Origin of the sequence: Flaviramulus basaltis (assembly GCF_900114265.1) — a bacterium.
GTDB lineage: Bacteria > Bacteroidota > Bacteroidia > Flavobacteriales > Flavobacteriaceae > Flaviramulus > Flaviramulus basaltis.
The window spans coordinates 76483-91390 of record NZ_FPKV01000005.1; the positions used below are offsets into that span (position 1 = coordinate 76483).

General features: G+C 35.2%; 10 protein-coding genes. 1 reads left to right on the forward strand and 9 read right to left on the reverse strand.

Features of this window, described 5'->3' with window-relative positions; translation table 11 throughout:
- Positions 1-10: 10 nt before the first annotated feature.
- From BT151_RS16845 to BT151_RS16885, 9 genes are all read right to left on the reverse strand, one after another.
- Positions 11-2407 (reverse strand): multicopper oxidase domain-containing protein, encoded by a 2397-nt coding sequence (locus tag BT151_RS16845; RefSeq protein WP_084648015.1) that lies wholly within the window; start codon positions 2405-2407, stop codon positions 11-13.
- A gap of 73 nt (positions 2408-2480) precedes the next feature.
- Positions 2481-3047, reverse strand: a complete 567-nt coding sequence (locus BT151_RS16850; RefSeq protein ID WP_072403529.1) for a helix-turn-helix domain-containing protein — start codon at positions 3045-3047, stop codon at positions 2481-2483.
- Between the two features lie 138 nt (positions 3048-3185).
- Entirely contained in the window at positions 3186-3611 is a 426-nt protein-coding gene (locus BT151_RS16855; RefSeq protein ID WP_072403530.1) for a hypothetical protein, read from the reverse strand.
- Positions 3612-3624: 13 nt separating this feature from the next.
- Complete coding sequence (locus BT151_RS16860) at positions 3625-3969, reverse strand: P-II family nitrogen regulator (RefSeq protein WP_072403531.1); 345 nt, start codon at positions 3967-3969, stop codon at positions 3625-3627.
- A 76-nt stretch (positions 3970-4045) separates the two neighbouring features.
- Entirely contained in the window at positions 4046-4585 is a 540-nt protein-coding gene (locus tag BT151_RS16865; protein ID WP_072403532.1) for a DUF3347 domain-containing protein, read from the reverse strand.
- A 26-nt stretch (positions 4586-4611) separates the two neighbouring features.
- On the reverse strand, positions 4612-6492 hold the full coding sequence (locus BT151_RS16870) for an efflux RND transporter periplasmic adaptor subunit (protein WP_072403641.1): 1881 nt from the start codon (positions 6490-6492) through the stop codon (positions 4612-4614).
- A gap of 10 nt (positions 6493-6502) precedes the next feature.
- Positions 6503-7750, reverse strand: coding sequence for a TolC family protein (locus BT151_RS16875; protein ID WP_072403533.1), 1248 nt, complete (start codon positions 7748-7750; stop codon positions 6503-6505).
- A gap of 10 nt (positions 7751-7760) precedes the next feature.
- On the reverse strand, positions 7761-11600 hold the full coding sequence (locus tag BT151_RS16880) for an efflux RND transporter permease subunit (RefSeq protein ID WP_072403642.1): 3840 nt from the start codon (positions 11598-11600) through the stop codon (positions 7761-7763).
- 129 nt (positions 11601-11729) lie between these two features.
- A complete protein-coding gene (locus tag BT151_RS16885; RefSeq protein ID WP_072403643.1) occupies positions 11730-12146 on the reverse strand; it encodes an HYC_CC_PP family protein in 417 nt (138 codons plus the stop codon).
- Between the two features lie 416 nt (positions 12147-12562).
- Between BT151_RS16885 and BT151_RS16890 the strand changes: the two genes are divergently transcribed.
- Positions 12563-14791, forward strand: coding sequence for a TonB-dependent receptor family protein (locus BT151_RS16890; protein ID WP_072403534.1), 2229 nt, complete (start codon positions 12563-12565; stop codon positions 14789-14791).
- The last annotated feature ends 117 nt before the right edge of the window (positions 14792-14908 follow it).

The window sequence follows — 14908 nt, forward strand, 5'->3', positions numbered from 1 at the left end:
CCTTTATTACTTAAAATCTTACCGACAATCCTCCACCACCGCCAAAACGGTTATCGTAACTTCCTAGCAACGATATGTTTCTGGATAAAAAATATTCAGCGCCAGCACTCCAAACGGTTTCTGATTCAGAATTAACACCAGATGGTAAGGAGTTTACCCAACCAAAATCTAATTGATACTCGTAGTAACCAAACACCGAAAATTTTGGAAATAACATGATACTCCGCCCAAGACCAATTCTAGGTCTTAAATCACTATCAATCCTGGCATCGAGGCTAAACAAATAAGGGGTTAAAAACCTGATACCAGCAACAGCAGTAGTTTTGAACTCATTTAAACTGTCATCAATTTCATTTTCAATATTTACACCACCAAATACCCTTAAATAATCATGCAAATATCTTTCGTAAGTAAATTCTGCTTCTAGGTTTTCATTATATCCATATTCAACAGAAGCATTAAATTGGTTTCTCATGTTTGAAGCTACCAAGTTTAAAGTTGTGTTTTGTGACGATGCATCAACCATTCCCCAAGAATAATAACGATCCGTTTCGGCTACTGCAATGGCTGCTGGATAGCCTTTCATACGAATGTCTGGAGGGGTATCATAACTCATAACGCGTGCCATTCCGCCCATCAAATGATATAAAATGTGGCAGTGAAAAAACCAATCGCCATACTCATTGCCATAAAACTCTATGGTCACTTCCTGCATTGGTGGTACATTAACCGTATGCTTTAATGGTGAATATTCCCCATTTTTATTAATGACTCTAAAAAAATGCCCATGTAAATGCATTGGGTGATGCATCATGGTTAAATTGTTCAATGTTATCCTAGTAACCTGATCTCCTTCTATTTTTATATTATCAGTTTCAGATAAAGGAACGCCGTTCATGCTCCAGATATAACGTTGCATGTTCCCTGTGAGGTTCAGTAAAATTTCCTTGATAGGCGTACCTTCGGGATAGCTCGTTTTTTCTGGTGATTTTAGAAAGTCGTAATTATACTCTGAAAATAAATTCATGCCTTCCATATTGCCCGTTTTCATAGTATCCCTTTGATCATTCATCTGCATGCCTTTCATAGCATCATCATTGTTCATTTCCATCCCTTTCATTTTGGAATGGTCCATTTGCATTCCTGCCATAGTGGAATCCTTATCCGTTTTCATGCCTTCCATTTTCATGGCCTTCGTATCAACAGTCTTGGATTTTTCCATGTTCATACCGCTCATATCATCTTTCATCTGCATACCATACTCATTTTTCATTTTGAAGCTTTCATCTTTGCTTGGGCGATATTTTAGAGCGTGCGCTCCCATTTTCATGTCCATTTTGGCCATGGTTTTCATCATTCCTATTTTATCAGGTCTTTGCAAGGTTTCGGCTGCAAACACTTTTCCATTTCCAAAAAATGCCGAAGCAGTTCCTGAACCATCTTGTGCCATGATCTTAAGTTCTATCTTACCTTCTTGAGGAATGGTTACTATGTAATCATAAGTTTCTGCGATGCCAATAAAGGTTTTGTTTTTTGCTATAGGCTCTACATCAATACCGTCTGCCGATACCAACAGTGGGTCTTCACCACCAAAAGTCATCCAGAACGAGGTAGAAGCACCACCATTGATAATACGTAATCTAACTTTTTCTCCGGGATTAAATTCTGGATATTCAATAGATTCTTCACCATTGATTAAAAAGGCAGGATAATAAACATCGGCAATATCGGCCCCATTCATACGTTGTCTCCAAAAATTTAATTGCGCTCCAAAAGCTCCGCGTGCAATAACTTGATTTAATGGTGTAGCTGTTCCTTTTCGTATGCCATACCATTCATTGCCACGTTTTAGGTTTCGCAGTACATGCATGGGGTCTTCATTGGTCCAATCGGATAGCATTAATACCAATTCTTTATCATACTTCAAGGTTTCGTTCTTTGGATGGATAACAAAGGATCCAAAAACCCCACTTTGTTCCTGTAGGAGCGTATGCGAATGGTACCAATAAGTGCCCGATTGTTTTAGGGCAAACTCATATTTTTGTGTATGTCCAGGTTCAATGGGTGGCGTGGTCAAATAAGGTACGCCATCGTAGAAGTTTGGTAATAAAAGTCCGTGCCAGTGGATGGAAGTTTCTACGCTCATTTCATTTTTAACATATATCACGGCATACTCACCTTCGGTAAATTCCAATACGGGTCCAGGAATACTGCCGTTTATGGTCATGCCTTTTACAGCTTTTCCAGTTTTATTGATAGTGGCCTCATTAATAGTAAGTGTGTATTCCTTTACAGGTAAATTATCAACATTGCCTTCAACAGATGGCTTGTCTTGTGCGAGTGCACCAATGGTCACAAAAGTTGATAAAAAAATTAGTGTTTTTATTTTCTTAGTTAATCGTTTCATTTGCATATTGTATATTTTTTTTTCAAAAATACTCTTGATTTTCAATAATTTGTGTCATAATTATGGGCATTATCTATACAATTTTGTCCAAAGAATTCCTAAAGCTCTTATATTGGGATTTATATGCTGACATGCTCATTCCTGTTTCATTTTTAAACTGACTACTTAAATGGTTGATATGGCTATAATCCAGCAGTTGTCCTATTTCGGTAAAATTGTATTCTTGTATTTGGATAATCTCTTTTACCTTTTCAATTTTCAATTTTATAAAGTACTTTTCTACGGTAACCTGTTCTGTATATGAAAAAACCTTACTTATTTTGGAATAATCCTGGCACATTTTATTTTCTAAATAAACCGATAGGTTTTCATAGAGTTGTAATGGTAGATGCTGTAGCAGTTTTATAAGTTCAATTTTTACTTGTTCAACCAAAAGCTGTTCTGGTGTATCAATTAATAAAAACCCGTTTTCCTTTAGGATATGATCCAACTTATTCTTGTCCATTGCATCTTTAAGATCAAGTTTAATTCTGCCCAATTCAATTTCTATAACCTTTGCCCCAGCCTGACTTAATTCATCTTTCAACACTTTGATGCATCGGTTGCAAACCATATTTTTTACAAAAATCTCTCTTATCATAATTAGTTGCTAAAGTTATTGACAATGGCGAACTGAACGTAATTCTGATTTATAGGTTCTAGTTGCTCAATCCTGAACTTAAAATCACAATTCTTGAATATAAAAAGTGGTATTATAAACGATTCATCCAAAAACACTTTATTTTGATTTATTATATTTCAAATAATTTTCTTTAGATTCAAAGTAGGCTACATCTCCTTCTTTTTTTACCAAAACAATATATGCCTCTGTTTTATCTACTGTCTTACCACTAAAAGGGTCTTTCGCTGTTCTAGCAGTTTCATTGTCGTTCAATGTGCCCACACACATTTGGCAGCAACCATAGTAAGTCTTTCCATTAACAGGAACAGGCATTTGGGGCTTACCCATATACGCATTGTTCACCATACAGACCAATTTATTTGGTACCTGAGAGCCTACTTGGTAATCCTCTTGTGTTGTTTCTGTTTTAACTTCAACTTTGTTTTCAACTGTGACTTCAGCAACTTCTGCTTTCTTGGTTTCATTTTTGCAACCAATCAAAGTAATGATTGAAAGTGCTATAATAATGCCTTGTTTTATCATGACTTTATATTTATTATGCCTTACGGCTACTATTATTATGTTCTCCTGTTTTAATTCTTACGCTATAGTCTATATTACTAACATAGATGAGTCCATCACCGTTTTTGCCCGTTTGGGCATGCTTTGTTAAAATATCTATAACTTTATCTACTTTTTCCTTTTCTATAACCATTTCTATTTTAACCACTTTATGGTGTAAAAACGGAAAATCTAAACTTGGAAATTCTGTCTCTGGATCTATATAATCACCAACTCCTTCACCTTCAAAAACTGTAAAACAACAGAACTGATTTTCTTTTAAGTGCTTTGCAACTTCATTGAGTTTTTCTTTTTGTATAAATGCTTTAATTTCTTTCATGTCTTTATTTTTTTTGATTAATAAGCTGGCTTAAAAATGTCATAAAAGGCATTTATAAACCAGCTTCTGCTATCAATCACATAGACTTAAATGTTTCTTTTAAACTTCCACAACTGGCCATAGCTTTATCCATATAAGGGTTTGCAATTTTGTTGGAATTTGAAAACCAGTACGAACCTCCATCGTTTGCCATGGGACAAAAATTCTTGTAAATTTCACCTTCGGTTACATTGTCTTTTAATAAAGGCTCAAATGCTGTTGTAAGTTTTGAAAATATGACACGTTGGTCCATAATATTGGACTTTGATGCCATGTCTTCGGCCACCTTTTGCGCATCAGTTGCTTTACCGTATTTCTTTAAAATTCCAACAAGCATTTTAGATGCTTTTTGTACCTTTTCAGCATTGGCTTCAATTAAAGCGTTGTTTATCATGGTGTAATGCATATATGCCTTGGTAAGGTTTTTATCGTTTAACTTTACCATAGATTTATCATGATTCATCATATTATGATCGTCCTGTTTCATGTTCATTTTGCTATGATCGTGCTGTGCACTGATAACATTAGTTACACTCATTATTAAAGCAATTATTACTACTGATTTTAAATTTTTCATTTGTTTTTGTTTATAAAGTTTTTTTATTATTTTACAATGACTGTTTTCGTGTCTCCACAAGTAAGCATTTTAGCACCTAAATACGGGTTCTTAATAGGCTCATTAAGGCTTAGCCAGTAAGCACCTTTATTGTTGTCGGCCATTGGGCAAAATTGTTCGTACACTTTTTGGTTTACTCCAAATAGTTTTACACCTTTAGATAAATGTGCCGATAAGTGCTTAAAATGGCTGCGCTGTTTTTCTATATCCGAAATTTTTGAAATAGAAGTTGCAGACTCTGTAATTTCTTTGGATATGGTCATCCAATGGTTATGTGCATTATGATCTGTCAATTGTTTCATATCCACATTTTTCATGGCACTCAATAACGTTTTGGCTGAAGCGCTAGCGGTACTGTTATCACCTTTTACAAAGGCATCCTTTAATTTAACATAGGCGTTAAACACTTGTTCCAACTGGTTTTTAAATCCGTCCGTTGTTGTAATGCGCTGGTTCATATCTGTATGATCGGTCTCCTTTTCCATTTTGCTATGGTCTGGGCTTATTTCTCCTTCCATTTTTGAATCACTCATGTCCATTTTAGAATGGTCTTCGCTACTTGCTTTCGTATCGCCACCCATATCCATTCCGGCATGACCACCTAGGTTTACCTTTCCGCCTTCTGGATTCATCATACTTTTTTGCCCCAATAATTGTGCAGAAGCATCTATTCTAAATACACCATTTGTTGCAACAGTTTCACCTTCTTTCAAACCCTCCTTAATACTATAAAATTGTCCCATATCCTGTCCCAGTGTAACTTCTCTATACAGAAAGGAGATGGTCTTTTCGTGTGGAACCTTTACATAAACAACCGCTCGTTTTCCTGTCCATAGTACAGCTGATTTTGGGATGACAATGGTATTGTCCATCCCTTTCATCTTTGCTTTAATAATACCACTAGCATACATTTCTGGTAAAAGCATGTTTGAAGGGTTTTTTACTTCTACACGTACTTTGGCAACCCTTGTATTCGATGACACAAAAGGATCTACGTAGGTAACTTTACCTTCAAAGTTTTTTCCAGGAATAGCCTGTATCGTAAAGCTTACCTTGTCGTTAATGTGTATCCAAGGAATATCTGCCTCATAGGCTTCAAACATAACCCATACTGTACTCAAATTAGCAATATCGAACAGATTACCACCAGCCTTAATATAATCTCCAGTGTCTACATTTCTACTCATTACATAACCAGAATGATCGGATAAAATATCAATCTGTTCTTGAACCTTTCCAGAAGACTCAATAGCCTCAATTTGTTTGTCCGACAGTTTCCAAAGCTTTAATTTATTACGTGATGCGGTATATAACTGTGGATAAACATCTTTAGACTTAATAGCCTCAAACAATTCTTTTTGCGCAGAAATTAATTCTGGCGAATAAATACGCACTATTTTTTGACCAGCATATACTTTTTCGCCAGTAAAATTAACATACAATCGTTCTATACGACCAGGTATATGAGACACTTGAGAATACAATCTACGCTCGTCAGGTTTTACACGACCCAATAATCGTATTTCCTTATTGGCACTAGACTTTTCAACTACTGTAGTCTGAATATTTGCCAACTGATAGGATTCTTCATTCATTACAATTTCGTCGTCTGCAATGTTTTCTGAAGAGCTATCCGATGCTTCCAGTGGAATAAGTTCCATACCACAAATTGGGCAATTCCCTGGTTTTTCCATCTTTATTTGTGGATGCATTGAGCAAGTCCATAATTGTGTTACAGGATCTTGAACATATTCATGTTCACCTTCTGTATGTGTTTTTTCTGAGTCTCCACCAGAAAATACATTTCCCAAAATCATCCCGAGTATTAAAATACCCACTGCTATGATATATTTTTTATATTTCTTCATGATATTCATTTTATTGTCCTATTAAATAATCCATAAATGCCGCTGCAGCATTTTTATCGGTTAATGCTTTTTGATGTTCTAATTCGTATTTAAGTAATTGGCGTTCTATGCGTAATACTTCTTCAAAATCCTTAGAGTTCGTAGAGTATGAAACTATTAAAATGTCCAAAACTTTTTTTGCGATTTCAGATTGCCTTAAATTTAAAGCAATACGTCTGTCTCCATCATTAAAATCTTTATATGTATTTTCATAAACTGAACTCAAAGTATTCTTTTTATCCTCTTTTCTGGATATTTCGGCTTCCTGTCTGTATTGTGCTTCTTTTATTAAAGCTTTATATTTTTTACGATATAAAGGAATTTTAACCCCTACCGATGGAAACAAAAACACATCTTTACCATTATCTGATGCTGTTGACATAGGATTTTCACCAACTATGGTATAATTTACACCAACAGTAAACTTTGGTAATCCTTCTTTTTTAGCTACAATTTCCTGATTTAAAAAGGCGTTTAACTTATGTTCTATACTTTTAATTTGATGGTTTGAAGTATAGATTTCATCAAGCATATTTAACTGTTCCAAAGGAATTTCTTCTTGCCACAATACATCTGGAACTAGTATTTCAGAAACAGCTTCCCCGTTTAATAAGTTGTTAAACTTTATTCTTAAAACATCTTTTGTGTCCAAAAACAATTCTAATTGATTTTCCAAATCATTTAGTTCCAACTCAACACGTAATTCATCTACAATAGAAGCATTTCCTGCTTCAATTTTAACCAAAGACAAACGTTTAAAAACTTGAAGGATTTCAATATTCTCTTTAGTTATCTCAATGGCCTTTTCAATAAAATAATAATTATAATAAGCTGTTTTAACCTCGAAGAAAATATTGGATTTTGTGTTTTCAAAATCCTCGTACATGGCTTTTGCCATTTCAGTCGCAACATCCTCTTTAGCACTTAACAAACCGAACCAAGGAAAGCTTTGCATTAAATTAAAGTTTGCCCTTTGCGGGCCAACCCTTGTTTCTACTGGTTGAATAAAATATCCAAAAGCAAAAGTAGGATCTGGTAAAGTACCTACTTGAGGTACTTTTTCCATAGCAGCCATATAATCGTTAAATTTAGCTTTTAAAGCAGGGTTATTATTGGCTGCTATTTCCAAATAGTTATTCAAATTTTCTTGACTAAAAATACTTGTTGTAAAAAGTACAACTAGACTCAAGAAAAGATATTTTTTAGTATTCGCTGTCATCTTTATAAATTTAAGCATTACTTGATTTTAATTGTTTTTTTAATCCTTTCTCCTTCCACATACTGTAAAGCACAGGAACTACAAACATGGTCATAACCTGTAACAGCATACCTCCAAAAGAAGGGATTGCCATCGGAATAACTACATCGGCACCTTTACCCGTAGCGGTTAGTACTGGTATTAAAGCGATAATAGCGGTTGCCGCGGTCATCATTGCAGGTCGTACCCTTTTGGAACCTGCCGCAATTACTGAAGCCCGTATTTCTTTGACTGTATCAGGATGTCTCTTATCAAAAACCTGGGTCAAGTAAGTTCCCATGATAACTCCATCATCTGTAGCAATACCAAATAGAGCTATAAATCCTACCCAAACGGCGACGCTCAGGTTTATGGTATGAAGCTGAAATAAATCTCTCATTTGGACTCCAAAAACATCAAAATTCAAGAACCAACCCTGGCCATATAACCAAATCATGATAAAACCACCAGCAAATGCTACAAATATTCCTGAGAATACCATAAGCGCGGGAACCATAGATTTAAACTGGAAATATAATATTAAGAGAATCACAATTAACGATATAGGCACGACAATCATTAAACGTTTTGATGCCCTAATTTGATTTTCGTAATTTCCTGTAAAACGGTACGTCACACCATCAGGTAACTTGAATTCACCAGAATCAATTTTTTTCTTGATAAGTGCTTGAGCATCTTCAACCACATTGGTTTCGGCATAGCCATCTTTCATGTCGAAAATAACGTAGCCTGTTAAAAAAGTATCTTCACTTTTAATCACTTGAGGACCTCTAACGTATTCTAAAGAAGCCAACTCACCCAATTCAACTTGAACACCTGCCGGTGTTGGTATTAATATTTTTTTAATATCATCTGGATTATCTCTAAATTCTCTCGCATAACGCACACGTACAGGGAATCGTTCCCTGCCTTCTACAGTTGTTGAGAGTTGCTTTCCACCAACGGCTACCGAAAGTTGCATTTGCATATCTTTGACGGATAGTCCGTAACGAGACATCGCTTGTCGATTTAGCTTTATTTCTAAGTAAGGCTTACCAACAACACGATCTGCAAACACTGTTGGCGGATTAACGCTAGGGACTTCTTTTAGAATGTTTTCTAATTCAAACCCAACTTTTTCAATCGCTTCCAATGTAGGCCCAAACACTTTTATACCCATTGGTGCTCGCATTCCTGTAGCCAACATGATTAATCGTGTTTGTATTGGTTGTAGTTTTGGTGCAGATGTTAATCCAGGGAATTTCGCATGTTTAACAATTTCATTCCAAATATCATCTGGTTTTTTTATGTGCTCTCGCCATTGCCTGAAGTTTTCTCCATCTTCATCTAGGATAAGCTCTTTTTTGGTTATTTTTCTAAACTCGTCCGTACCATACGCATAAGTTGTGCCATCTTTTAAAACAAAAGCATCATATTTATTAACTTTAAAACGCTCTCTATGCCCATCTTCATCTAAAATATATTCTGGAATATAATTTATAGTGTTTTCATACATAGATGTTGGCGCAGGGTCTAATGCAGAGTTTACACGCCCCCATTTACCTACAGATGATTCTATTTCAGGTATGGTCATTACGTGTTTATCTATGCTTGCGATAACTTCAGTATTTTCAGTTATACTGGAATGCGGCATGGTAGTTGGCATCAATAAGAATGAACCTTCATTTAATGCTGGCATAAACTCATTGCCTAGCCCAGGGAAGTTTTTGTCCAATTTCTCCCAGACCACATTGTTTTTAGTGAATTCCGGCATAAAACCAAGGACTTTTCCAAACCCTAACCATATGGTTACCCCGAAGAAAACCACCAAAATAGGGATCATTAAAAATTTCCACTTATTATCCAAACACCATGATAGGATTTTTTTATAAAAATGCACTATCGCCATTAATGCCCCTAAAACCAAACTTATAACTAATGTTACAAAAATGAAATTGACAAATACCGAATTAGATGCTCCCAAAGGCATCCATTCTATAGTCAGAAAGTAGACTAAAATTATAATTGTAATGGCTATATTGATATAATTGGCTATTTTTTCGGTATAAGGAAGTTTTATTTTTCCTTTCAAAAATGTTTTTTCTGGCACTTGCGTGAGTAAATTATTTATACCAATAGCAATTAGGGCTATAGCAATAATACTACCATAAGCAAATAGGAAAACAAATCCAAAACCGATCAAGGTTCCATTAAATATTCGGCTCGTTCGCTTTGTATTAATTCTAATGGAAAACAAAATTTTTGCTAAGGCCGGAATAAACATAATTCCAATAAAGAGTGCAGAAATCAACGCAAACGTTTTGGTCCATGCTAAAGGTTTAAACAATTTACCTTCGGCAGCTTGCATTGCAAAAACGGGTAAGAAACTCACAACTGTGGTAGCAAGAGCAGTGATTACTGCCGATGCGACTTCCACAGTAGCAACATAAATAACCTCTATCAATTTTTTCCCTCTTACACCTTCATTTTCTGGCATTTCTAGATGCCGTACTATATTTTCGGTAAAAACAATCCCCACATCAATCATGACACCAATAGCAATAGCAATACCGGAAAGTGCCACAATATTGGCATCAACTCCAAAATATTTCATTAATATAAAGGTCATCAATACGCCTACTGGTAATATACTTGATATTAACACGGATGCTCTAAGATTAAGAACCAATACAATTACCACTAAAATACTAATCAATATTTCGTGTGAAAGCGAAGATTCCAAAGTCCCTAAAGTTTCCTGAATTAAACCAGATCGATCATAAAAAGGAACAATAGTTACTTTTGAAACCGTTCCATCAGCCAATACTTTGGAAGGTAAACCAGGAGCAACTTCATCAATTTTACTTTTAAGATTATGAATCACTTCTTGCGGGTTGGCACCATAACGTGCTACAACCACACCACCAACAGCCTCTACACCACTTTTGTCAAGTCCTCCTCTGCGGCCTGCTGGCCCAAACTGTATTTTGGCTACATCTTTAAGACGTATTGGAACATTATCTCTAACGGTCACCACACTTTCTTCTAGATCACTTAGGTTTTTAATATACCCTAAACCTCTTACCAAATACTCAACCTTATTAAACTCTAAAGTTCGTGCGCCAATATCAAGATTACTGTCTTTTACAGCCTTCATAATCATACCAACATCTACGTTGTTGGCTTTCATGGCATCAGGATCAATCTCAACTTGATATTCCTTTAAAAAGCCCCCAATGGAAGCAACTTCTGAAACTCCAGATGCAGCAGTTAAATAATAACGTACATAAAAATCTTGAATGGTTCTTAATTCTTGAGGATCCCAACCTCCTGTTGCTTTACCTGTTTTAGGGTCTCTTCCCTCTAAGGTGTACCAATACACTTGACCCAAGGCCGTTGCATCAGGGCCAAGCGCTGGAGTCACTTCATTAGGAACTGTACCAGGTGGCAATGAATTTAGTTTTTCAAGTATTCGTGTCCTGCTCCAATAGAAGTCTACATCTTCATTAAAAATGATGTATATACTGGATAGCCCGAAAATGGAATTACTTCGTATGGTTTTTACACCAGGAATCCCTAGTAAAGAGGTCGTTAATGGATAAGTAATTTGATCCTCAATATCTTGAGGAGATTGCCCCATCCATTCAGTAAATACAATTTGTTGGTTTTCACCAATATCTGGTATAGCATCAACTGGCACAGGGTTTCGCTCTATCAATGAGGTTTCCCAGTTAAAAGGTGCTGTAATAAATCCTCCAACAATAAATGCGGCGAGTAATAGAAATGTTATCAACTTGTTTTCAAGAAAATAACGGATAGTTTTATTTAACATAAATTTGATAATTAAACAATTAAACATTGGTATCAAGAAAATACCGAATACCTGCCTACCGGTCAGGCAGGCAAAAAACTATCCTAATGGAAAAACATCCATTGGATAATAAAGTCTATTGTTTAAAAATCAAATTAAATAAGTCTCATCAAGCTTGTAGATATTCTTGACAATAAGTGGTGGTGGATATTGTGAAAATGAGGATACTTCGTTTTCTAAACCTTCAAAAAGGTTGATATAGGCATATACAAATGTAGCAACAAAAATTTGCTGATCATTTGTGAGATTATCAAACGAAACGTTTAACTCATTTTGCCCATTTACGGTAATTTGTTCATTATTACAGCAATTCTTTCCTTCAAGAGTATCTTCTTTTGATGATTTAGTTTGTGCTAAATCCATACCACAACTTTCGGCAGAACCAAAATAAGATGAATCCACTAAAAAATCACCACAATAATGACTTTCAATAGTGAAAGACACCGTTGAGAGCATGACTAATAATGCCATTAAAAAGGATGATATTTTATAAAAAGTTTTTTTCATTAACATTGCAAAGTTAAAAAAAATTGAATTCAAATCAGTTGTTTAACAAAAATTTATATTTTCAAAATCTTTTTTTGTTTGAAAATAGTAGAGCTATTTTGATTATTTTGAAATCTAAATAACGTGATTTTCATTTCAACTAACTCCACTAAATTTGTTTGCAAATTAAAGATACCTGTTCTTTATATTTTATGATAAATATCATCGTTTCCTTAAATTTTCAATTTATTTGATACTTTTTTTTCAATGATAATTAATCTTGAAACCAAAATTTGGTACTCAATTATGACTATTTATGATGATAGCCACAATGAACCAAAATATTATTAAGAATTATTCTAAATAATGTTGGGATTTTAAAAGTAGCTTATTATATTTGCCGCTTATTCAAATTCATTCTAAATTATTTATCACATATGAGAACTCTTTTTTTCCTTATTTCCATTTTACAATTTTCTTCAATATGGGCACAAACCAATCCTAAGAAAGAAGATAGTATTCAACAAAAAACCGAACAACTAAAAGAAGTAATTGTGTCTGCCAACACCATATTAGGCAGCAAATTTGAGATTAAAAACAAAACGGGTTCTGCAAGCTATATTTCCGAAGAGGAGTTAAAAAAGTTTTCTCACACAAATATCAATAGGGTATTGCAAACGGTTCCAGGAATTAACATCTATGAAGAAGATGGCTTTGGGCTACGCCCAAATATAAGTTTGCGAGGCACATCGCCTGAGCGTAGTGCAAAAATCAACTTGATGGAAGATGGTATTCTGATTGCGCCTGCACCCTACAGCGCACCTGCCGCCTATTATTTTCCTACCATTGGGCGTATGCAAGCCATTGAAGTCTTAAAAGGAAGCAGTCAAATTCAATACGGACCCAATACTACAGGTGGTGCCATTAATATGATATCTTCCCGAATTCCAGACAAATTTTCTGGACGAGCTTCCATTGCCGCAGGAAATTATGATTCAAGAAACACCCAATTAGTTATTGGTGATAGCTATAAAAACTTTGGATTTGTCACGGATTATTTTAACTATAATTCTGATGGTTTTAAAAATCTCGATGGCGGTGGTAATACAGGGTTTGATAAATCTGATTATTCTGCTAAATTTCGGGTTAACTCAAATTTAGATGCGATAACGTATCAGTCATTAACGTTTAAAATCCAATATTCTGAAGAAGAGGCAAACGAAACTTACTTAGGTTTGACAGATGAAGATTTTGAAGAAAGCCCCTTTAGAAGATACAGAGCTTCTTCAGAGGATGTTATGAACGCCGAGCATCAACAATATCAACTTACCCATTTTATACGATTATCATCATCATTAGACATAAGCACTACCGGTTACTTGAATAAATTCAAACGTAATTGGTACAAATTGGATGATGTAAATTTAGGCGAAAGAGTAAGCATTAGTAATATCCTTTCATCGCCACAGAATTTCCCATTAGAATACCAGACCATTTTAGGTAATGAAAACACCCAAGACGATGTTATGGGCGTAAAGGCAAACAATAGAACATACACGTCAAATGGTGTTCAATCCATTGCCAAACTAAGATGGGGTTCTGATTGGTTACAAACTTTAGAAGCCGGAATACGTTACCACGAAGATGATGAGGACAGATTTCAATGGGTGGACAGATATGCATTCTTGAACAATGAATTAATACGAACGACAGTAGGTGAAAAAGGGTCTGATGCTAACCGCATAAGTGGTGCAAAAGCTCTCGCCGCACACCTCTTATACACCCTAAAAGTTGAGAACCTGACCCTAACACCTGGCTTACGCTATGAGAATATAACTCTAACCCGAATGGACTATGGTACCAATGACCCTTCGAGGACTGGTCAAGATTTATCCATTCGCGAAAACAAAGTAAACGTTTGGATTCCTGGTATAGGCGCAAATTATAGATTTAACAACGATTTTTCGGTTTTTGGTGGTGTGCACAAAGGGTTTTCCCCTCCAAGTAATACACCGGGGCAAAATGCCGAAGAAAGTATTAACTATGAAGTAGGTACTCGATTTAGCGTTAAAGGGCTTCAAGGGGAACTTGTTGGGTTTTACAATGACTATCAAAACCTACTTGGAAGTGATTTGGCTGCTACAGGTGGCACGGGAAGTCTTGACCAGTTTAATGCAGGTGAAGTACGCGTCAGCGGAATTGAATTTTTACTGAATTACAACCTATTATATAATAAGTCAGAAAAATTTAAACTTCCTCTATCGATTTCCTATACCCTCACGGACACAGAATTTCTGACCAGTTTTGATAGTAACGAAGATATTTATGGGGTGGTGACCAAAGGGGACGAAATACCATACATTGCAAAAAATCAATTGAATGCAACTTTTGGACTAGAGCATAAGAAATTTGAAGTGAACTTGAATTCACGATATACTGGAGCATTTAGAACTAGATCTGGTTTAGGATCTATTCCTGAAAATTTTAAAGTGGATTCTAACTTCATAGTTGACTTATCTGCTAGTTATTTTCTTAATGAAAATTTTACGCTATCAACAAACATCATAAACCTATTTAATACAAAATATGCTGTTTCTCGTGTGCCAGCAGGTTTACGTCCTGGCCATCCTTTTGGAATTAACTTTTCTGTAGCATATGGATTTTAAGACAAATTTAATTATATGACAAAAGTCATATTTCTGTTTAATCTTTAAGATTACATTTGTGTAATTGCATTATTGTTATTATATATAACATATTGATATTTAGAATTATAAATGAAT

Coding starts and splice junctions, on each gene's coding strand:
- BT151_RS16850 (WP_072403529.1), bottom strand. CDS start 3,047: ATGATAAGAGAGATTTTTGTAAAAAATATGGTTTGCAACCGATGCATC.
- BT151_RS16890 (WP_072403534.1), top strand. CDS start 12,563: ATGAGAACTCTTTTTTTCCTTATTTCCATTTTACAATTTTCTTCAATA.
- BT151_RS16855 (WP_072403530.1), bottom strand. CDS start 3,611: ATGATAAAACAAGGCATTATTATAGCACTTTCAATCATTACTTTGATT.
- BT151_RS16880 (WP_072403642.1), bottom strand. CDS start 11,600: ATGTTAAATAAAACTATCCGTTATTTTCTTGAAAACAAGTTGATAACA.
- BT151_RS16875 (WP_072403533.1), bottom strand. CDS start 7,750: ATGACAGCGAATACTAAAAAATATCTTTTCTTGAGTCTAGTTGTACTT.
- BT151_RS16885 (WP_072403643.1), bottom strand. CDS start 12,146: ATGAAAAAAACTTTTTATAAAATATCATCCTTTTTAATGGCATTATTA.
- BT151_RS16860 (WP_072403531.1), bottom strand. CDS start 3,969: ATGAAAGAAATTAAAGCATTTATACAAAAAGAAAAACTCAATGAAGTT.
- BT151_RS16870 (WP_072403641.1), bottom strand. CDS start 6,492: ATGAAGAAATATAAAAAATATATCATAGCAGTGGGTATTTTAATACTC.
- BT151_RS16865 (WP_072403532.1), bottom strand. CDS start 4,585: ATGAAAAATTTAAAATCAGTAGTAATAATTGCTTTAATAATGAGTGTA.
- BT151_RS16845 (WP_084648015.1), bottom strand. CDS start 2,407: ATGAAACGATTAACTAAGAAAATAAAAACACTAATTTTTTTATCAACT.